The organism is Pseudomonas sp. Eth.TT006, from assembly GCF_054456575.1.
In genome coordinates, this window is the sequence record NZ_JBTJEN010000003.1 from 179,305 (window position 1) to 201,396 (window position 22,092).

Annotated in this window: 10 protein-coding genes; 3 read left to right on the forward strand and 7 right to left on the reverse strand. The window is 63.5% G+C overall.

Features of this window, described 5'->3' with window-relative positions; genetic code table 11:
• Positions 1 to 2: 2 nt before the first annotated feature.
• The 5 genes from ACXR0M_RS06820 to ACXR0M_RS06840 all read right to left on the reverse strand — a co-directional run bounded on the left by ACXR0M_RS06820 (position 3) and on the right by ACXR0M_RS06840 (position 5,786).
• Positions 3 to 1,733, reverse strand: coding sequence for a fumarate reductase/succinate dehydrogenase flavoprotein subunit (locus ACXR0M_RS06820; RefSeq protein ID WP_458831101.1), 1,731 nt, complete (start codon positions 1,731 to 1,733; stop codon positions 3 to 5).
• On the reverse strand, positions 1,730 to 2,497 hold the full coding sequence (locus ACXR0M_RS06825; RefSeq protein WP_458831103.1) for a GntR family transcriptional regulator: 768 nt from the start codon (positions 2,495 to 2,497) through the stop codon (positions 1,730 to 1,732). The genes ACXR0M_RS06820 and ACXR0M_RS06825 overlap by 4 nt, the downstream gene beginning before the upstream one ends.
• A gap of 223 nt (positions 2,498 to 2,720) precedes the next feature.
• On the reverse strand, positions 2,721 to 3,689 hold the full coding sequence (locus ACXR0M_RS06830; protein ID WP_458831105.1) for a Gfo/Idh/MocA family protein: 969 nt from the start codon (positions 3,687 to 3,689) through the stop codon (positions 2,721 to 2,723).
• 27 nt (positions 3,690 to 3,716) lie between these two features.
• Complete coding sequence (locus ACXR0M_RS06835; RefSeq protein WP_458831107.1) at positions 3,717 to 4,604, reverse strand: Dyp-type peroxidase; 888 nt, start codon at positions 4,602 to 4,604, stop codon at positions 3,717 to 3,719.
• Between the two features lie 141 nt (positions 4,605 to 4,745).
• On the reverse strand, positions 4,746 to 5,786 hold the full coding sequence (locus ACXR0M_RS06840; RefSeq protein WP_458831110.1) for an AraC family transcriptional regulator: 1,041 nt from the start codon (positions 5,784 to 5,786) through the stop codon (positions 4,746 to 4,748).
• A 210-nt stretch (positions 5,787 to 5,996) separates the two neighbouring features.
• Between ACXR0M_RS06840 and ACXR0M_RS06845 the strand changes: the two genes are divergently transcribed.
• The 3 genes from ACXR0M_RS06845 to ACXR0M_RS06855 all read left to right on the forward strand — a co-directional run bounded on the left by ACXR0M_RS06845 (position 5,997) and on the right by ACXR0M_RS06855 (position 7,682).
• Complete coding sequence (locus tag ACXR0M_RS06845; RefSeq protein ID WP_458831112.1) at positions 5,997 to 6,944, forward strand: SphA family protein; 948 nt, start codon at positions 5,997 to 5,999, stop codon at positions 6,942 to 6,944.
• A gap of 269 nt (positions 6,945 to 7,213) precedes the next feature.
• On the forward strand, positions 7,214 to 7,405 hold the full coding sequence (gene relB, locus ACXR0M_RS06850; protein ID WP_458831113.1) for a type II toxin-antitoxin system RelB family antitoxin: 192 nt from the start codon (positions 7,214 to 7,216) through the stop codon (positions 7,403 to 7,405).
• Positions 7,395 to 7,682, forward strand: coding sequence for a type II toxin-antitoxin system RelE/ParE family toxin (locus ACXR0M_RS06855; protein ID WP_458831115.1), 288 nt, complete (start codon positions 7,395 to 7,397; stop codon positions 7,680 to 7,682). Before relB ends, ACXR0M_RS06855 begins: the two co-directional genes overlap by 11 nt.
• Positions 7,683 to 7,728: 46 nt before the next feature.
• Here the strand turns inward: ACXR0M_RS06855 and ACXR0M_RS06860 are convergent, their stop codons facing one another.
• Both ACXR0M_RS06860 and ACXR0M_RS06865 read right to left on the reverse strand, forming a co-directional pair.
• On the reverse strand, positions 7,729 to 20,223 hold the full coding sequence (locus tag ACXR0M_RS06860) for a filamentous haemagglutinin family protein (RefSeq protein ID WP_458831117.1): 12,495 nt from the start codon (positions 20,221 to 20,223) through the stop codon (positions 7,729 to 7,731).
• 190 nt (positions 20,224 to 20,413) lie between these two features.
• On the reverse strand, positions 20,414 to 21,523 hold the full coding sequence (locus ACXR0M_RS06865; protein ID WP_458831119.1) for a substrate-binding domain-containing protein: 1,110 nt from the start codon (positions 21,521 to 21,523) through the stop codon (positions 20,414 to 20,416).
• Positions 21,524 to 22,092: the final 569 nt, after the last annotated feature.

Sequence of the window (22,092 nt, forward strand, 5' to 3'; positions counted from 1 at the left end):
CATCAAGCGGCAAAGGCGCCGACCCGCAAGCGGTCGTAAGCCTGCATTTCTTCGGCGTCGAGCGGGATGATGTAAGGTTCGACGGGTTTCTTGAAACTGGTCATCTGGCCGTCGTCACCCTTCTTCAGATGGCAGTGGCAGAACCATTCGCTGTCGTTGCGTTGCGGGTGATCGACGCGATAGTGGTACAGACCCCAGCGGCTTTCGGCGCGGAACAGCGAGGCGCGGGCAGCCATTTCGGCGCAGTCGCGGATCACGCTGGTTTCCATGGCGCGCATCAGCTCGTGGGGGTTGTTGGCTTTCATCTGCTCGAGGTCGCGCTCGATGTCGCTGAAGCGCTGCAGACCGATCTGCATCTTCTTGGTCACTTTCGGCGGTTGCAGGTAGTCGTTGACGAAGCGCCGCAGCTTGTACTCGACCTGCGCCGGTGGCAGACCGTGTTCACGGTCCAGCGGTGCGTAGACCCGGGCCTTTTCCTTTTCGATCTGTTGAACATCCAGCGCGGAAAAATCGAGTCCGGCGACAAAATCCGCCGCGTTGTGCCCGGCAAACCAGCCGTAGGTGAACGCGCCGAGCATGTAGTTGTGCGGCACCGCCGCCATGTCGCCCGCCGAATACAGGCCTTTCACCGAAGTCTCGGCGCGCTCGTTGACCCACACCCCGGACGCTGAATGGCCACTGCAAAAACCGATCTCCGAGATGTGCATCTCGACCATCTGCGTGCGGTAATCGGTGCCGCGATTGGCGTGAAACTGGCCGCGACTCGGGCGTTCGTTGCTGTGCAGAATCTCCTCGATGTTCTGGATGGTTTCCTCGGCCAGGTGATCGAGTTTGAGGAACACCGGGCCGTTGCCGCTTTCCAGTTCCTGGTGAAATTCCCACATCATTTGCCCGCTCCAGTAGTCGCACTCGATGAAGCGGTCGCCCTTGTTGTTGGCGGTATAGCCGCCGAGCGGGCCGGTGACGTAGGCGCAGGCCGGGCCGTTGTAGTCCTTGATCAACGGGTTGATCTGGAAGCACTCGAGGTTGGCCAGCTCGGCCCCGGCGTGATACGCCATCGCATAACCGTCGCCGGCGTTGGTCGGGTTTTCATAGGTGCCCATCAGGTAACCCGAGGACGGCAGACCGAGGCGCCCGGCCGCACCGCAGGCGAGGATCACCGCTTTGGCCTTGATCACATGGAAGTCGGCGGTGCGGCAATCGAAGCCCATCACGCCATTGACCGCGCCCTCCGCGTCAGTGAGCAAACGCGTGCACACGAGGCGATTGGTGATGCTGACCCGCGCACGTTTCAACTGGCGGTAAAGCACCTTCTTGATGTCATGCCCTTCCGGCATTGGCAGCACATAGGCGCCCATGTGGTGGACCTTTTTCACCGCGTAATCGCCGGTTTCGTCCTTCTCGAATTTCACACCCCAGCGATCCAGTTGCTCAATGGTTTCGAAGCTGTGCGTGGCGTAGGCGTACACCGCCGCCTGATTGACGATGCCGTCGTTGGCGATGGTGATTTCCTTGGTGTACTGCTCTGGCGTCGAATGGCCGGGGATGATCGCGTTGTTCAGACCGTCCATGCCCATACTGATCGCGCCGCTGCGCTTGACGTTGGCCTTGTCCACCAGCAGCACACGCAAGTCGCGATTCTTCTCTTTAGCCTTGATCGCCGCCATCGGGCCGGCGGTGCCGCCACCAATGACGACGATGTCGTATTCCTGTTCGATCACGTTGCGGGTCATGCCTGCTCCCCTTTTTGCCGATCGATCCGCAGGCGGTACTGGAACGCATCGCCACGGTAATAAAGGTGTTCGAAGTCCAGCGGCTGGCCGTTGGCGTCGTGGGTCAGGCGCTCGATGCGCATGATCGGCGAGCCGGCCTCGACGTTCAGCGCCTGGGTCAGATCGCTGTCGGCCAGCACCGCGTCGATTGCCAGGTCGGCGTGACCGAGGGCGATGCCGCAGTCGTTTTCCAGAATCAGGAAGATGTCGCGCGTGACCAGATCGGCCTTCTCCAGCCGCTCGCCGATGGCTTTCGGCAGGTAGGTGATTTCCAGCGAAATCGGCTCGCGATTGATCAGCCGCACACGTTTGATTTGCGCCACGGTTTCGCCTTCGGCGACTTGCAGACGCTCGGCCACACGCTTGTCGGCGGGGATGAATTTGAAGCTGCGCAGGCGATTGATCACCTCGTAACCGCGACCGGTCATGGACTCGGCTAGGCCTTGCAGGCTGCTGACGTTCTGAAAGGTTTTCGGCTTGGCGACGAAGGTGCCCTTGCCGTGGATCTTGAAGATCAACCCTTCCTTCTGCAGATCGCCCAGTGCCTGGCGCACGGTGATGCGGCTGACTTTGAACAGCGCACCAAGTTCGCTTTCGGAGGGCATCTGGCTGTCTTGCGGGTATTCGCCGTCGAGAATGCGCGCGCGCAGAACATCGCGCAGCTGGGTGTGCAGCGGGACACTTGATAAGGAGAGCGGGCTTAAGGACAGAACGTTATCGGTCATCACGGGATCACTTGTCATAACGAGTTATGACGTGATCTTAGATTTGTTATGACAAGGTTGAGAAATACCGAATGGGCATAACCTTAGATACAGGGCATACGCTGTTACCTGTGGGAGCTGGCTTGCCAGCGATGGCGTTCTGTCAGCCAACTGATTGGCTATCTGAACCACCGCTATCGCTGGCAAGCCAGCTCCCACATGGGGATTGTGCAGGTCTGAAGGGTCAGCAGCGTTTGAGGATCCGGTCCATCACCCAGTCAGTCTTGAGCGCTTGCTCGGCGACTGCCGGATGCCGCGAATCCCCGCGAATATGCGCATTCATCCCCAGCACGTGGTGCCACTGAATATGCTCATGATGAGAGATTTCCAGGTTGACCTGTTCATCCGCGTGCAACTCGACGGGATGCTCATCGAACACCGAAAAACCAATCCGCCCGAGGCTGCCAATGATCTGCACCCGGTCCTCGCGCCGATCCGCGACAAAGTTCCAGCAGCCCATGCCCAGCGCCCCGGAAGCGAACCGCCAACTGGCGCTGACCGCGTCTTCCGCCGCATACAACCCGGCTTGGCGCGCGGTGAAACCGGCGACCTCGACGATGTCGCCGAGCAGGTACTGGAACAGGTCAAGCCCGTGGCTGGCGAGGTCGGCGAAGTAACCGCCACCGGCCACCGCAGGATTGGTGCGCCAATTGTCGCGACCGTCCAGATCCGCTGGCGACGGCGCCTTGGTCAGTGTCCAGCTCAAGTGCCGCACCTCGCCGATACGCCCTTCCTCCAACCATTGCCGCACCTGTTGAAAACGCGGCAACGAGCGGCGGTAGTAGGAGACGAACAGGTGCACTCCGGCAGCGGCAAACGCCTGCTGCATCTCACGACTTTGCCCGGCATTCAGTGCCATCGGTTTCTCGACGCAGCAATGTTTGCCGGCGGCAGCGACTTTCAGGCTGTAAGCGTGGTGGCTGTCGGGTGGCGTGGCGATGTACACCGCGTCCACTTCGGGATCGTTGATCAGCGCATCGACATCGGTATAAATCCGCGCGATGCCATGGCGTGCGGCGTAGTCGGTTACCGCTTCAATCCGGCGCCCCATCACCGCCACCAGCGCCGAACCGGGGGCCTTGTAGAAGGCCGGCCCGCTCTTGCGCTCGGCGACGCTGCCGCAACCGATCATGCCCCAACGCACCACGTCCATGGTCACCCTCCGGGTGTGTGAAAAACCTCAGCCGATGTGCAAGGCGCGCAGATCGAGGCGGCCGTTCTGCAGCGGCGGGCACCAGTAGTAGCCGCCGGTGATCGGCCGGCTGATGCGATACAGGCCATCGGCAATGCCGTCTTCCAGACCGCTCATACGGCGCAGTTGCGCTTCGAAGGCATCCAGCGAAAAGCCGAAGGCGAGGAACATCAGGCCGGCGCGGTCGCCTTCGATCCACGGCATCGAACGGCGCACGACAAAGGCTTCGGGAGCGAAGCTTTCCTGGGCGGTGCGTTTGACGTGGGCGGAGACTGGCGCGTCGTCAATCTCTTCGTTGTCGCTCAGACGCCGGCCCATGATGTTGTCCTTGTCTTCGCCGGACAGTTTGTGGAACCCCTTGAGATCATGCTGCCACTGCTGGATCGCGGCAAAGCTGCCACCGACCAGACCGTCGCTGCCCTCCCCCAGCAACGCGGCCGCAATGGCAGCGTCGTCGTGCGGGTTTTCCGTGCCGTCTTCGTAGCCAGTCAGGTCATGACCTTCCTTGTGGCGGAAGGCTTCCTGCATGTCCACCAGACGGAAGGCCGGGGCCAGCGCCGCCTCGAAGGCGTTGCAGCGATTGAGCAGTTCACCGCGGTCGACGCCGTGCAGCCAGACCCACAGCGCGTGCTGGGTCGACGGGTTTTCCACGCCGACGCCGCTCAGTGCCGGGAAGCTGCGCAGGCCATTGATCTGCACGTTGAGGGCTTTGGTCAGGGGTTCACCGAAACCGACCACCGCCGACTCACCGTCCACCCGATTCAGCAGGTTGTCGATCGCCTGCGGCAACGCTTCTACCGACGCCAGGGCGAAAAACAGGTGACGTGCTTGCGCAGGAACAGGGGTGGCGAGGATGCCCGGCTGGTAGTAACTCATGTGAACTCCTTGGGAAAGTGCGCGGGAGTTTACCTGTGGCGGGAGCATTTGTGGGTTGAAGCAACATCAAAAGATCGCAGCCTTCGGCAGCTCCTACACCGATCCCTGTAGGAGCTGCCGAAGGCTGCGATCTTTTGATCTTTAAAAAGCAGCAGTGCTCTCGGTACGCCACGCACTCGGACTCATCCCCGTCCAACGCTTGAACGCCCGGCGAAAACTGCGCACATCGCTGTAGCCGACTTCTTCGGTGATCCGCTCGATCGGCATCTCGGGATTGGCCAGCAGGCTCAGGGTCCGTGCCTGACGCACCTGTTCCAGCAACGCCTCGAAAGTCAGCGCATGCTCGGTCAGGCGCCGGCGCAAGGTGCGGCTGCTCATGTTCAGGTCGCCGGCGATTTTCTCGATATGACTGCCGCAGCTCAGGTCGCGGGCAATCGCCCGTTCCACCGCCTGAATCAGATCGAGCTTCTGGTGCACCTGCGCCGCTTCCAGCTCTAGCAAGGCCACGGCCTGACGCAGCGCCAGCGGTTGATGATTGGGCAGCCTGGCGTCCAGCCATTGCGCATCGATCAGCATGCGATTGTGCAGGCAGCCAAAGCGCACATCCGGCCCGAGCAGGCGCTGGTATTCGCTCAGATAGTCCGGCGCGGCATGCACGAATTCCACGGCAATCGGCTTGAAATCGGCCCCGGCCAGCGCCCGCCCATACACCAGCAGACTGGCGAAAAACTCCTCGACCGCGAACACCTGCACATCGGCGAACGGCAAGCGGCATTCGGCATCGAGGTGCACTTGCGCGCCCACCACATCAACGCTGGACACCACGATCCCGCCGGACGTGTGCTGATGACGGATGCCCAGCGCGAAGGCATCGCGCAAGGTCTTGCACAGCGACAGCACATGCCCGAGCAGGCCCAGCGTCCCCAGCACATTCTGCGCGCCGACCCACAGACCGAGGCCTTGATTGGGCAGCACTTTGAGCGCGCGCTGAATCATCGCCACGGCTTGGCGATAGGAAATCCGTTGTGCTGGATCCTGCAGGTCCTCAAGGCTGAAGCCCAGGCCACGGCACAGGGTTTGCGGGTCGATGCCCTTGTTGTGCACGACTTCGGCAAGGGTTTGCAGGAGGAACGGCGACACCAGCGCCAGTTCGAAGGTCGGGTCTTGGACTTTTACGTTCATGGGGGCTGACATTCCGGATCACGCTTGATTGTTATTTTTGTAACCGGTTATGTCGAAGGAAGTTAGCACAGGGTCGACGGACTGTCCGCAGAAGCCCCCCTCGGTGTCCGCCAATACCCTGCCCGAATGTACGTCAAACGCTTATTTGTAACGTACCGGCGCTGCGTGCGTCCGGTACCAGTCCCGATCACAATAATAATGAGGACAGTTATGAGCCCGAACCGCGCGACCTCCTGCCTGCCACTCGCCCTGCTCACGGCGGGCTGCGCCATGACCCTGCCAGCCCTGGCCACCGAAGCCGGGGTCGACAACATCGGCACCGGCACCGACGGCTTCTTCATGCTGCCGCTGGAGGTCGACAGCCTGCCGCCGAACATGGTCGCGTTCAACCTCTACTACAACCACTACAAGGCGACGAAGCTCAATATCAGCTCGTTTGGCGGCAAGGTGCCGAATGTCGAAATCGAATCCACCGCCGTCATTCCGCGCCTCGATTACCTGAGCCCGGTGAGGATTTTCGGTGGACGCCTGGCCGGCTACATCGCCCAGCCCTGGCTCAAACAGGAAGTCTCGGTGTTCGGCCTCAGCGACACCCGCGAAGGCATGGGCGATACCACCTTCGCACCGATCATCCTGTGGGACATGGGCAAGCACCTGACCCTCGGCGCCGCCGTGGAAGTCACCGTGCCCACCGGCGAATACAGCATCGATCGGCTGGCCAACACCAGCAACAATTTCTACACCTACAAGCCGTTGTTCTCCTTCACCTGGCTGCCGACCGACAACACCGAAGTGTCAATGAAGACCACTTACAGCTTCAACGAGAAGAACAAGGACACCGACTACAAGTCCGGGCAGATCTTCCACTTCGATTATTCGGCCAGCTACAAGATCACCGACGACCTGATGCTCGGCGTCAATGGCTACTACCTCAAGCAGACCACCGACGACAAACAGTACGGCCACACCGTGCAGTTCGCCGGCCAGGATGTGGATGACGGCGTGCGCGGCAAAGTGTTCGCGATCGGCCCGGCGCTGCACTTCACCTTCCTCAAATACGCCAGCGCGGAGATTCGCTGGGCCAAGGAGTTTGACGTGGAGAACCGGCCTGAAGGCGAGATGCTCTGGGCCAAGATCAGCATCCCCTACGCCTTCTGACGCCCCCCTGTAGGAGCTGCCGCAGGCTGCGATCTTTTGATCTGGCTCTTAAAAAACAAAGTCAAAAGATCGCAGCCTGCGGCAGCTCCTACAGGGGAATCGTGTCGTGGGAATCCGGTGACAACCTCCGTCGTTTTTCCCGGATGGGCAAGGGAAACGTCTGACATCTTTAATGCAAGGTCTTCGAGATACTGCGCACTTCGTCCTGCCAGTGACGACAGCGAGCCACATCCCCCTTAGACTGCTTCACATTGATCATGGAGGTCACTATGAGCGCCGAACTTTCACTTATCGTTTCAGACTGCGAAACCCCGGAGCAGGCAGCCCGCTATGATCGCTGGTTCCGCGCCCAGGTGCAGGCATCAATGGATGATCCGCGACCCAACATTCCCCACGAGCAAGTGATGGCCGAGATGCGCGCCCTCATTGAATCGAAACTCAACAAAAACAGTGCGGGTTGACTGGCGTCCCGAAGCTCGCACGCAACTCTGGCAAACCCTGAACTACATCTCTGACCGCAACCCCGTTGCGGCCAGTCAACTTAACGCGACCATCGAAACGGCGACCTCGAGCCTTCCACGGCATCCCTTCCTTTATCGATTCGGCCGCGTGGCCGGTACCCGGGAAATCGTTGTCCATCCCAACTACGTCGTGGTTTATCGGGTGACCGACCGCATCGAGATCCTGAACCTTTTGCATGCTCGACAAGCGTATCCCCAAGCCCTTCCATCAACCTGAAAAAAAGGGCGACAACAGGCCGCCCAAAGTACTACACGAGAGTCCTTCACAACGTCAGTTGCCCCCGCTCCTCCTCGGTCAACTGCTGTTTCGCCTGTTCATCCAGCGCCCCGGCGCCCAGCACCTGCACCGGGCTGTTCGGGTTGTACCCGCTGGCCGGTGTGCGGCTCGCGCCATCTCGCGACGGGGCCAGTTGTTCGTTGCCGAAACTCAGCACCTGCACGGTAAACACCGAGGCCTGGTTCTGCCGCGCCGCGGCTTGCTGCTGACGTGCCACGTCTTCAGCGGCCTGAGTCGCCGAAGACGCGGCGGAGCTGGCCGAGGTGATCGCCCCGGTGTTGACCGACGCCACCACCGGAACACCGCTGGTCTTGCCCTGCACCGCGATGTTGGCGGCGTTGACCACGGTCAGTGCGGCGATGTTGACGTTGCCCGACACGCGAATCCCCGCCTCGCCGGCATCGATGGTGCCCAGCGGCGCGATCAGGTCGATGTCGCCCGGCGCGACTTCGGCAATTGGGTTGAGCGTGGCGATACCGGCGCCGGTGCTCGGCACCGATGGCGACAGGGTGACGTTGCCCCAAGTGTCGTAAACGCGTTTCGGCGGGGTGTAGACCACGGTGGTTTTCGAGCCGCGACCGGCGTTGATGTCGCCTTCCGCCGACCAGCCGAGGATCGAGCCACCGAAGGTGGTCATGATCCGGCTCTGGCCGAGCAGGATGCTGCCCTCGGAATACAGCTGAATATTGCCCGACCCCTGAGTGATGATGCCCGCAGTGGACGGCGGCGCGGCGCCTTCGATGCCGAACACCTGAGCGCCGCCAGGGGTGAGCATCTGGATGTCGCCGCCGAACAGGGTCTTGACCCCTGCTCCGCCGTACAACGTGATGTCGCCGTCGTAGCGCAGCGGATTGCCGGCCACATCGGTGCTCGGGAACAGCGCTGCGATGGCGTTGCGACCGCGCAGGTAACTGCCTTTGCGCGGACCGTCGGCGTCGTTGTACTCCAGACCGCCAGCGCGCAGTTCGGCGAAATACACCTGCCGGGCGAAGATCGACTGCTCGGCGCTCGGCAGCGCGGCATATAACGCTTGCGCCTGTTCGGCGTTGCCGCTGAAGCCGTAGCCCAGCGTCAGCCAGCTCTGCAACTCGTCGAGGTAGGTCTTGACCACTTTGCCCGGCTGCGCGCTCAACGAGGCATCGGCACTGGCCAGATTCTGCGGGTTCAGATAACGCGCGATGAACCGCGAATAATCCGGCCCCTGCGCGCCCGCGCCGGCCTGCAACACCACGCTGGCCCCCAGACGTCGGTCACCGGCCAGCACCGGCCCGAGCGAGGTAATGCTGGCGCGGTCTTCCAGCAGGATGTTGCGTCCGGCGTTGATGTCCAGTAACCCGGGGCCGGCAATGTCGAAGCTGCTGTACAGAATGTCGCGTCCGGCAGCTACCCGCGAAACATCCCGCGGGTCGTCATGAATGAACAGGTTGCCGGTCGACGCCACGTATTGCGTGCTGCCGGCCAGTTCTTCGCTCGGTGCGGTCGAGGGTTGACCGAGAAAAGTACCGGACGCGACGATATCGCGACCGGCGAGCATCCATACCGGCCCCGCCGCTTCGTACCAGGTGCGCACCGAGGGCGCAAAGCTCAGGGTTTCGCCGCTGCGAACGCCGACCAGATCCCCGCTCAGGGCGTAGAAACGTGCCGGCCCCTGCGTGGTGTTCTGCCCGGAATAGCTGTCGGCGCCAAAGGCAAACAGCGGATAGCGCAGGTTTTTGTACGGGATCACGCCATCGGGGCTGTAGTTGTTGAGCAGCGGGCGGTTGGCGACGCTGCTCGCGAAGCCCATGAAGGCCGGCGCAAAAGGCGTCGCGATGCTGGCCAGACTGGCGCCGGACTGATTGATCGCATAGCCGCCGGCGTAGATCGAATCACCCGCCAGCAACTCCAGCTGTCCTGCGGCCGAGGGTGCCAGCAACAGCGAATAGCCCAGCGCCGGAAACAGTCCGCTCACCGCGCCATAGGCGGCTGACGGGCCGGCATAGATCGATCCCTGCGCCGCCACCGCACGCAGAATCGACGGATACACGTAGCGCCCATCGGTCGGCGAGCTGTTGCTGCCGGATAGCGCCTGCCCACTCGAGCTGATGACTTCCGCCATCTGCGTGCTTGGCGTGAGATTGCCCCCGGCGGAAAACAGGTCGATGGCGGTGTGCCCGGTCCATAACGAGAACCCACTCAGACCACCACCGGCGTGCACCACCCCATCGTCAGTGGTGAACGGTGTCGAGTTCTGCAGGCGCACCCGGCCCGGATCCGCCGCGCCGCCGATCACCAGATCGCCGCGGGTGCTGACGCGCATGCCCGAATCGCCGGGGATCAGCACCACACCGCCGCCCGCCGCGCTGGTGGTAGGCGCGAACAGATCGAAGGCGCGGGTTTCCCGAGGGTCCTGCTGGAATTTTTCCGCGCCGTATTGCAGGTTGATCCCGCCCACGGCGGCGCCGGCCAGTTGCGCCGAGCCACGCAAGTTGATCAGTGCGCCTTGCAGGTCGTGCCGTGGCGGCGTCGTGCCGCTCTGCCCAGACCGTGCCTGCAGCGACGGATTGAGTGTGCCGCCGATACGAATGTCCATGTCGCCGCCACCAGTCAATTGCAGACTGCCGTCACTGCCGACCCGACCCGTGCTGCCCACGGCCACGATCAGGCCCTGGCTGCGCGGGTTCTGGCGCTGATCGCCGATGGCCCGGAGCATGCCGGCATCCGCGCCGGCCCGCAGGCTGATGTTGCCGCCGCCGAGGGTGCCGAAACCGGTAAAGCCGACCATATACGGCCCGGTGTCAGTGTCCTGATCCGGCAACGGCTGCGCGGCGTAGCTGCCGAAGTTGATCCACCACGCCGCAGGCTGATCGGCGTTGCCGCTGCCCTGGCGCCAGAGCCAGTTGCCCACGCTCACACTGGCCACCTGTTCACGCAGCGTTGCGCCGGCCGTCACGCCTCGGCGCCCGAGTGTGTCGCCGGAGACCGAGCCACCAGCGTTGATCAGCAGATTGCCGCCCAGCTGCGGATACCAGGCCTGGTACAGGCTTTCGGCACCGCCATTGACCCATTTTTCGTAATCGTTGCCCGCGCTGCCGAGTACCGAACCGTCGTCCGACAGCCGACCGCGCGCCTGGTTGTAACGCGGATCGACATCGCTCGACTGGGTACCCGCGGTGTAGACCCCGAACGGCGAAGCCATGCTCAGGTTGCCGGCGGCCAGCAGGTCCAGATCGCCGGTACCGGTGCGCAGCACGCTGAACATCTGCAAGTGGGTGCTGGTGGTGATTCCGCCCTTGTTGGCCAGGCAATTGCCCGGATCGATGTCACACCAGAACAGATCATCATCACTGACCGGGCTGCCGGTGGGCATGCCCATCATGTTGCCATCCGCCCAGAGGAACCTGGCCGGCGGTACGCAGACGCCGGGGATCAGGTCACACCAGAAACTGTCCTCGTCACTGACCACACTCCCCGCCGGATACCCCAGCGGGTTATCTGCAGACCAGGTGCTGTCGAGTTTTTTCTCGGTGACTTTCATGCCGTAGTGGGTGTCCGCCAGACGCAAGTCAGCCTCGCGGCTGACCGGTTTAACCAGGCGATTATCCGCAGCGTCCAGGTCGGCGCCGGCAACCACGCGCATCGACCACGACGCACTGCCCGACGGCAGCATGCTTGCCAGCGCCCAGTTAGTGCCCTGGCGTGTGCCGTTTAACGGACGCAGCTCGATAAAGGCCGTGTCCGCCGCCAGCACCACATCGGTCATCGACGGAATCAGCGAACCCCGCAGCAACGCCAGCGCGCCGCTGAGTTTCACCCCCACCGGGCTGCCCTCGCCATCCACGGCGCCGGGCAACGGGACGCCTTTGGGCCAGAGCATGGCCTGCAGCGCGACCGCGTTGTCCAGGCGGATCCCGGCGCCGAGACGGCTGCCGGCAGGCAAGGTCACGTTGGCGTTGAGCAGCGTTCCGGCGCTGTAGAGCAGGTTACCTGAGGCATCGTGTACGGCAGCGGCCAATACCGTGCCGGCCAGCAAGGTGTAGGGCGCGGCGAGCGTGCCCTCGGTGGGCAACAGCGTACCACCGGCCACTGTGGTGGCCTGGATCGGCAAGTCATAGTTCAACTTCGCGCCAACAGGAAACAGCGTGCCCTCGGCCAGCGTCACCCCCGCCCCCGGCACAATCAGGTCCCCGCCAAACGGCTGAACGCCCGGCAGCAATTTCCAGCCCGCATCGTCGACGGTTTGCCCAGGCGGCGCGAAACCGTCGTTGATGCTGCCGTAAATATCCAGATTGCCACCGGCGCGAATCACCAGGCTGCCCGCCTCACCAGAGCCGTACACAGCGGTCTTGCGTGTGTCGGGATTGAGGCTGGCGTAGCGATAGCCGGACAAGTCCAGATCGCCCTGCACCACCAGATCGCCGTCGGCGGTTTTGCTGGCGATCTCCACGCCCGGACGCAAATGGAACGCGGCGGCGTAGTTGGCGTTGTTCAAGCCTGCCAGCTTGCGCTGCAGCAGGTCGTTATTGCCCAAGGCCGCGTTGATGAACAGCTCGCTGTCGCCATGAATACGATCCAGGTATGCCTGATCGATGACCTGATAAGGTCGGCCACTGGCCGCCGGGTCGACACCGTCGGCAGCATCGGTGTAGCGCCTGAGCGCATTGAGCCCGATTGATCGCGCGCCCACGATGGTCAATCCGCCGGCGGCATCGATGGCGATGTCATTGCTGCCCAGGCGCGGCGCATTCAGCTCCAGCGTACCGCGCGGGCGGCCGTCGTTCTGGCCGGCCAGTGCACCGACGGCAGCGTCCGTGCCGTGCCGCAGGTCGATGCGCGCCCCGGCCCCGAGCGTGAGCACGCCTTCGCCGGAGTTGAGTTCGACCATCGCCCGGTTCGGTGCGTCGATGATCTTGCCGTAGCTGTCAACGCGCAACACCCGCCCGTGGGCGTCGAGCAACGCGCTGCCAGCAATGTTCAAGCCGTGGCTGGCCGACAGCCGAATGCTGCCCACCCGCTCGCCACTGGCGTCGATCAGCCCGGTCACCGCCAGGTGGCCATTGTCCAGCGACAGGCTGACCTCGCCAGCCTTGACGCCATCGCCGATCACCAGGTCGCCCTGCTTGAGCTGGAAGCTGCGGCTGCCGAAGACTTGCCCGGCGTTCAAGCGCTGATTGAGCGCGGCAAACTGTTCATTCAACGCGCCGCCCAGATGTTGCGCGCGAATGTCCACCCCACCGGCCTTGTACGGCACCCAGGTGCCACCGGCATCGTAGGACCCGCTACTGGCGCCGCGAATTTCACCTTGCAGATCAACCTCGCCCGCCGTGGCTGCAACGGCGATGGCGCTGAGATTACCGGCCTGATTGTTCTGCGCCGACAGGTCGATCCGCGAGCCGGCGGCCTGGCGGATATTGCCATCGCGGCTGTACAGCGTGACGTCGCCGCCCCAGCTGTACTTGTTGATATCGTTGAACGGCAAGGTGCGCCCGGCCAGGTCCAGCACCGCGCCACTGGCCAGGCTCAGATCGCCTTCGGCCTTGACCTGCAATTTGCCGCTGGCCAGCGCGATCCGGCTGTCGAGCAGCACATTGCGCGCGTCGAGCGTGAGTTCGGCACCCAGTGCATCGGCAGGCCCTGCAGCCGCGCCACCGGTCAAGGTCAGATCGCCCCCGGCCTTGAGCGCATTCACCGAACCGGCCTCACCAGTCAGCAACGGCGTGCGCAGATTGAGGTTGCCGCCACTGTAGAGATGCCCCTTGATCGGGTCATAAGCGCCCTGCTCCTGATACACCGAGAGGCTGCCTTTGTGGTTGGCGGTGATGCGCTCGCTGGCGTTGAGATTGACGTTGGCAAAGCCCAGCGCCAGCCGCGCGTTCTGCGCCAGAGCGTCAGGCTGCGAATAAGCGCCATAGCCCAATTCGATTCGCTCAGCCTCAATGTTCAGCGCGCCCCGCCCGGTGCCCGCGCCGCCTTCGACCACGTTGCCAGGGGCCTGGGTCGCGCCGTTCCAGATCAGATGGCTGGTACGGATGGTCGCCACGTCGCCGGCTTCCCCCAGACCATAGATCGCCGGGGTCGTGAGCAGCAGATTCTGCAGTTTGCTGCGACCGGTCTGCGGATCGAAGGTGTCGAGCCTGACGTTGCCATAAAAGTTGAGGGCATCACGGGTGGTCAGGCTCAGCGTCTCCAGCGCGGGGGCGCCGAACTGCGTGTCGCCGCGCAACAACCGGTCAAGCACGCCCTGACTCAGCGTCAGGCCTGCCGGCAAGCGATCTCCGATCGCCGCCAGGGCCTCGGCACTGCCGACATTGACCGCGCCGACGGCCAGTGCCAGATGGCGCGTGCCAAAACGCACGGCCTCGGTCAGTTCGAACTGATTGTTGGTGGCCGCGGTGAGACTGCCGCTCGAATACAGCGTCGCCGGATTGCCGCACGAGGCGAGCGCACAGGTGCCAATGCGGATGCTGCCCGAGGCGGTGCTGTTATTGATTTCCGGTGCCAACACGTTGGTCCAGCCGTTGGACGCCACCAGCAGGCTCGCAGCGCCCGGCTTGTAGACGAAGCCACTGTTGGAATCGTACGGCGCGTCGCCGCGGCCCAGGGTGTTGATACTGGCGCCGGCTTCCAGAGTGATCGCGCCGTTGCCATTGTTGGTCCAGAGCAGAACCTCCGGCGCCGCCAGCAGTGCGCCGTCGCGCACGGTGATGTTGTCGGTATTGCCGGTGAAGCTGACGATATTGCCCGCCGTGCCGTAAACCACCGTCGGAGTTGCGCCGATGGCCAGGCGCGCCGCGCCCAGTCGATTGAGTGCGTCGGCATCCAGCGATACCCCGGCAAAGCCTGCGGTGGCTGCGCGTGCGCTTGCGAGAATTTCGAAATTGGCGCCACTGCCGCCACGAATCACCGCCGTCCCGGCCACGCCGCCCTTGGCAGCAGCGAAAGCAATCCGGCCATTGAAATCCAGCGCCGTGGGATGCGTGCCACCTTCGGTGAGAAACAGCGTGAGCGGCTTGGCATCCATCGGCGCCAGCGCACGCGGAACGCCGCGGCGCGCGGCGTCACTGACGATGAATTGCTCCAGCGTGGTTTCGTTGTATTGCGAATAACGGCGCAGCACCTGCGCCGGCGTCACGATCACCTGGCTGGCGACACTGTCCTGCAGCGCGGTATTGGCAATCGACATCCGTGCGCTGCTGGTCCACGAACCGTTGCGCAACGCCAATGCACCCTGGCTCGCGCCCGCGCTGACCTGGCCGTTGACCTCGACGCGAAATGCGCCGGGCAACAAGGCGAAGGTGGACGGCAGCAACGTGTAAGTGCCGGCCGCCAGCCCCGGGACACCGGCACCGAGCGTGACTTGCTGGCCAATGCGTGGATCGACCGCGCCCGACTCGCCGAGCAACGGCGCATAGACCGCCTGATCCCCCGGCACAATCGCGTACACCGGATTAGCGGCCAGCCCCGGCAGACTGAACGTGCCATCGCTGGCATTACGCACCAACGGATTAAACCGCGCATCGGTGGAGCCGCCGCGCCCGGAGACAAACCCGGCACCGCGCAAATCGCCGCCGCCGGACAGGTCGATCAAGGCCCCGGACTGCACGTCGACGAATTGCGAGCGCAGGTTGACCCCGGCGCTTTCGCCACTGATGCCGTTCAAATTGACCGCCGCGCCGTTGTAGCGATAGTCGATGCCGTCGGTGGTGCCGCCATACGGCATCAGCAGTCCGGCGGCGCTGACCGATGTCGTACTGCCGGGCAGCAGATCAATTTCGCGGGTCTTGATCAGCAGATCATCGCCCAGGCTGATCAGCCCCAGTGGCGCTCGCAGCACACCGCCCTGCTCGATGCGGCTGGCGCTCATGACCAGCGAACCGAATACCGAGTACGGCACGGCCGCCGGTGCCGTGCCCTGACCGCTGATGCGCAACGTGCGCTGGTTGTCGAGCGTCGAACCCTGATGCTGATAACCGACGCGGACCTCGGCCGTCACCCCGCTGGCCGGGTAAATCTGCGCCGCGCGCAAATTCAGGTCACCCGGGGTCCACAGTTCGGATTTCACCTGACCACTGGTAGGCGCGAGGAAGCGCAGGTCACCGCTGCTGGTCAGCGACACCTGATCGAAGCCGCGACGGCTGACCTCAACCGGCACGGCGTTGTTCTGCACAATCGAACCCTGCGTACCGAACGACAGGCTGTTGGCGAGATCCAGCACATTGGCGACGGCATTGAACTGCGCCGCCGAGAGCGCCGTGGCCGGCGCGTTCATGACCCGCGGACGAATGGTGCCGACCACGTCGTAATAAGCACCAACCCCGGACAGGCGCATCGACGGAGCCGATAGATTGATCCGCGCCGCATCGCTCGACGTCTGCGCCAGGGACACGGCGCCGGCGTACAGATTCAGGCTTTGGCGCATGTGCAAATCGACATCGCCGTCAAACGACAACAGGCCGTTGCTGAGCAGGCTCAGATTGTCGAAGCCGCCGGACATGAGCGTATCGGCGCCCAGCCGCGCGTGGCCATAACGCAGACTGCTCGCCGCTTCTGCGGGCTGCAGGTCTGCCGGCAGCGCGCTGTCTTGCGGCCGCTGAGCAATGACCATTTCTCGCGGTCGCAGCACCTCGGCGTCGGTCTTCTGCAGGTTGTACAGCGGCGTTTCCAGCGCAATCTCCAGGCGCCCGCCGGCTGCCCCGTGGCCACCGGAGGCGGCGCGCAGCTCACCGTCGATCCACAACCCGTTATAGGAACTCAGGATGATCCGTCCACCGTCGGTGGCCACCACGGTCGGGCCTTGTCCGGCGATATCCAGCAGCGCTTGCGCCCCGGAAGCTTCCAGACGCGCGCCTTCACGGACAATCACAAACGCATCGGCCGCGGTCGCCGTGGCGTGCTTCGGATCGATCTCGCCACCGATGATGATGCTGCCGCCCTTGTCGACCTGGCCGTAGACCCGGCCTAACGCATCGACCGCGGTATGTGCCCGCCCGGCCACATCCAGCACTGCCTGCTCGCCGATCCAGATCGAGCGGTTGTGGGCAATGGCATCAGCCTGTTGTTGGGACGTGGCAACATCGATCGAGCCGAACGGCTGCTGGCGAACATCCAGCGTGCCGCCCCAGGCCTGCAACTCGCCTTCAAGGGTGATCTGGCCGCTGCCGCGCAGGTTGATGCGCTGTCCGGGATCGACACTGATTCGCGAGCCCTGCCCCAGCTTCAATGTACTGGCGGGGTCAAACAGGTTGAGTTCACTGGCGCCGGCCTGCAGCGTCAGGCTGGCGCCCGCGCGTTGGGTCAGCAGGCCTTTGACCGGGTCTTGCTGATACAGCGCCGGCGTCCACAGCTGCAGCGACCCGGCCGTGTCGGGCGAATTCGGCGCGGTGTCAGCCAGACGGTAAACCGGCATCGACACATCAATTTGCGTACCGTCGGCCACTTCCAGGCCGTTCAGGCCGGTGACCTTGTAGGCCGAGAAACCGTTGTCGAACAGACCCGGCGCCAGTTGCAGGGTGCTAACGCCCGGGGTATTCGCCGATGCGCCAATCAGCACCCGATTGGCCTGAATCGCCAGCGTACCTGCGCCGGTCACGCCATAACCGAAAACGTCGCCATCGAGGCGCAGATGCGAGTCACCCGGCGCGGAAATCGCGCTGGACTCAAGTTTGACGTCGCCGCCCTTGCCGCCCAGCAGCTTGCCGTTGGCGAGGATCGCAGCGCCGGAAGACACGTCGAGCAGACTGCCTGCCGCGATATCAATAGTGCCGCTGCTGCGCATCGAGATCCGGCCGCCGTTCAGGTAACCCAGGCTTGCCGAATCGTCGGGATCGCTGCGCAGGCTGGTCGACAGCCCGCGAGTATCGAGGTGAACATTTCCGGCGACCGTCACCTGAGCCGAATGGCCGAGCGGCGCACCGATCAGCACGTCATCGAGGGTGGTGCCGCGCAGTTGGTTCAACACGTTGCCCAGGGTCAGGCTGCCGCCGCGCGCGGTCAGATCGGCCGCCACGCGCACATCCGGCGCGTACAGCGTGATGTCAGCGCCAGCGTCGACCTTCAGCGCCTTGTTGACGTCTATCCGCTCCAGCGCCGCCAGCTTCAGCGCGCCAAGGGCGAAACCGTTGAGTTGATCGGCGTCGAGCAACAACTTGCCCTCGCGGTCCTTCGCGACCTCGCCGGTCAGGTCTGCCAGCGGTGCGTCGGGCGCCGGCTTGCCGCCGATCAGCACCTGATCCAGCACCGGATTGAGGCTGTAGAGCAAACCGCCCGCGGCCGCCTGCCAGACTGGCAGGTAACTGCCGACAATCAATTGTCCGCGTCGCGCCAGCGCCGTCTGCCGTTGCTCATACCCGTCAAGCACCGCACGCGGCGCCTGGGTCTGATGCTCGCCCTGGAACACATCGCCCAGCAGTTGTCCGTCGAGCACCGCGTTGCGGGTGCCCACCAGCAATTGCCCGGCGTCGCGGCCGACGGTGTAACCCGACTCCTGACGACTGGCCGGTGCGATCAGCGGATTGCGGAAATAACGGGTCTCGCCCCAGCGCTCACTGTGCTCCTCATAGCCTTTGTAGAGCCCGGTGTAGAGCACGTCCCCCGGCGCGCGCGAGACTTCATACAGACGACCGTCCGCCCCGCGCAGCCAGCTCTGGCGAATCTCGCCGCTCTGCACATCGAGTGTGCCGCCGGACAGGTTGATCAGCGACCCCTTCTGCGTGACCACGTCGTTGCCGGCGAAACTCAGCGTGCCGCCCTGCGCCATCCATTCGCCGATGCCATGGCTCTGGGTGCCCAGATAACCGCCGACCTCCAGCAGGCCGCCGGCGGTGTACCAACGGTCGGTGGCATAGCCATTGGTGCCGGCCGGCACATAGACCAACTCGCGCACATCGACCCAGACGTCATTGCTGTTGAGCGCGCCTTTCTCGCGATTGACCGACGCATCGCGCTGCTCGTTGCCCTGCACGTTGATCTTGATGTTGTTGGATTCCATCGCCACCTTGACGCCGATGGCCCCCGAGACATCGATCACTGCGCCATCGCGCAGCAGACTGCGACGCTGGGCGGTGACGGCGACCTGGCCGCCGGTGGCCAGGGTGATCGAGCCATTCTGGAAATCGACGCTGCCGCCGCTCTGGATATCAATACGCGACTGATCGCCACGGATCCGGTTGTTGAGATTGACCCCGCTCAACGCAGCCTGATGCTGACTGTCCAGTGCGGTCAGGTCGCTGCTGTCGAGCATGACCGCCGTGACACTGCCCGGCGCCATCGTCACGCTGCCCGTGCTGTCACTCGCCGGGTTGAGCAAATGCACGGTGCCGCGCGTGGCGACCGAGGTGCTGCTCAGCAGCACGCCGTTCTGTTGCACCTCATGCCCGGTGAGGGTGATGTCGCCAGTGGCGGCCTGAATCAAGCCGCTGTTGCTGACCCGTCCGCCGCTGCCGCCTGGCTTGAAGCCGGGGGTGACTTCGTTACCGAAGGTGGTGGAGAACGTATTGCCCTCGGTGCCGGCACCCTTGCGGATGTAGAACCGGTCGCCGGCGCCAAGCACGGTCTGGCCTTTGCCGGTATTGATGCTGCCGTCGTTGTGCACCTCGTTACCGAGCAACAGCGCATAACCGCCAGAGTCGGTCGATACCCCGGGCTGGCGGGTTTCAATCTTCGCGCCACGCTCCACCAGCACTTTGCCGGCGGCATCGGTAAAGGTCGGCTGGCTGCCGCTACCGTCGAAATACAGCCCGCGCTCGCGGAACTGAATATCGGTGATGCTGGCGGCAGCGGCGACCAGATTGCGCACGTTGACCTGGCTGCTGCCACTGAACACGATGCCGTTGCGGTTGATCAGCATCACCGTGCCGTCGCCCTTGATCTGGCCTTGAATCTGGCTGGCCCGCGCAGTCGGATCGTTGACCCGGTTGAGCACTGCCCAGTTCGATTGCTGGGCGAACTCGACGCTGGTATTGCGCCCGACGTTGAAGGTTTCCCAGTTCAAAATGGCCTTGTCGGCGGTCTGTTCGATTTTCACCGTGGTCTTGCCGTCGGCCTGGGTCTGCTGCGGACCTTTGGCATTCAGCCAGCCCTGGGTCAGGCTGTTATCGACTTTGAGGCCACCCTCGCCCAGCCCGTCCGGCACGGTTTGCACACTGCCCAACGCCACCGCGCGCCCGGCCGCCTGAGCAGCCTGTTGCGCGGCAATCGCCGCCACCGTGTTGTTGAGGGTCTGCAACGAGCGTTGCAATTGCTGATTGGCTTTTTGCTGTTGCGCCAGTGCCGGCGGCGCGCCCGGCAGACCGCCGACACCTGGCCGTGCGGCCGCAGACTGTTGCGCGGCACCCTTGGCCGCGAACCAGCCGGAACTGAACGCTGTCGCCGCTTCGGCACTCCCCGCCACCAGACACAAGGCCACCGCGTGCGCCAGTGGCTTGAGCAGCCACAGCGCCGGATCGGCACCCTCACGCTTGAGAACCTGGGCACGGGGACGGCGACGGGATGGGCGAGCGAGCATCACTGAGAGATCCTTTTTGATTGCCACACAAAGCGGCAGGCCAGCAAAAAACCTGCGGTTACGACATAGGCCGTTGGCGAGGGCAACGACCGAACGGATGTCACACAAACTTCATGATCGAGGTGTAAATCGGCGAAAAAAAAGCAGCAGCCCGAGGGCTGCTGCGATTTCATTGCCGGTGAAACGGGGCTTACAAAGGACGACCGACAGCGTTGCAGACGCTGGCGTTGTTGATGTCCAGGTTGTTGCCGGTGGAGTTGCTGACGAAGTTGGCAGTCACGGCGTTTTTCCAGTTGGTCGGAACCGGAATGAAACCGTGAGCAGCGGTCGCCACGGCGTTGCCCGGAGTGCTGTAGTGCTGGGTCAGGAACGCTTTGACGTCAGCGGCCACGGCGGCGTCCTTGTAGCACTGGCCGAAGATGAAGTTGGTGTAAGCAGCCATGGCATAACCACTGGCCGGGTTGGCAACCACTGGCGACCACTGCGCCGGGTTGGCCGCGTTGGTTGGCAGCGGAGCCGATGCCAGTGCAGCGTTGACGTTGGCGCTGGTTGGCTGAACGCCGTTGATACGGGCAACCACGGCGTTGCTCGAAGCGTTCACGCCGTCCGGGCCGACATAGCCGATGGAGCCATCGACGGCGTTGACGGCCGGAGCCACGTCAGCGGTGTTGGCCACACCCACCCAGTTCGACGGCAGCGCCGAACCGGCAGGCAGACGAGCGTTGGTGAAGGTGGTGCTGACCGCGAACTTAGCCGGGCAGATCGCGTTCAGGTGACGGCTGAGGATTTCAGTGGTGCCACTGGAAGCGGTGCGATACACAACGCGGATCGGCGTGGTGTCGGCGGTGCCCAGCAGCGCACCCCAAGTGGTTTTGCTACCCGACAAGGCATCACACAGTTGCGTACTGGTCAGGTTGAGGGTGGTGTTGCCGGCCTTTTTGTACGGGATGGCTACCGAGGTGGCTACCGATGGCAGCTGGATCAGCGGACCAAACGAGGCGCCGTAGGTGCTGCTGTAGGTGCTCAGTTCTGAAGCACTGAGAATCGAATCGCTGGCGGCGAAATGCACAGTCCCGGTGGTGCCGAACTGCGACGCGGTGTTGGTCAGGAAAGCACTTTTGCCGATGCCGCTACCGGTCACGGCGTAGCTGAAGTTGGCAGGCAGAATGCTGTTGGCAGAGCCTTTGTACAGCGCGGCAGGCAGAGAGGCGCCACCACCGGTTACGTTGGCGGCCATGGCCTGGGCGGAAGCCAGTGCGGCGACGGTCAGGGAGGCGGCGATCAGAGTGCGCTTGAACATGAAGAATCTCCTTTTCAACTGGGTTGGGAACACAGGTTTCGGATGACTTGCATGACACAGGGAAGACTCACCCGGACCCGCTGGCCTTGGTGAAGTCGCACTGAGAAATTCGCAGCTTCCAGTGACAGATAAAGGAAAAAACCTCGGGAGCTGAGCGGTGATTTTCCGGGGATTTTCTCGGGTGTTTGCGGGGGATTTCGAGGTGTCTGGAACAAGGGTTTGGCGCAATCGGGCTGCAGGCGTTGGCGGTTGGTTGCAGATGACAGAAAGGAGAACCCGAGGATGGGCAGAACGTGGCTCGGGTGCTGGCCAGCGGCGGTGAAAAAGTTTTGCAGCTTCCCTGTCTTCATCGCGCTCAGGCGCTGGCCCACCGCTGAAATGCGCTTCCCTGTAGGAGCTGCCGAAGGCTGCGATCTTTTGATCTTGCTTGTGATTGCTAAAAATCAAGAACAAAAGATCGCAGCCTTCGGCAGCTCCTACAGTGGGTTTGTGGTGATCCCGGATTTTGTGTTCACCACCGAGCCCTGTGGGAGCTGGCTTGCCAGCGATGAGGCCAGACCAGACACCGC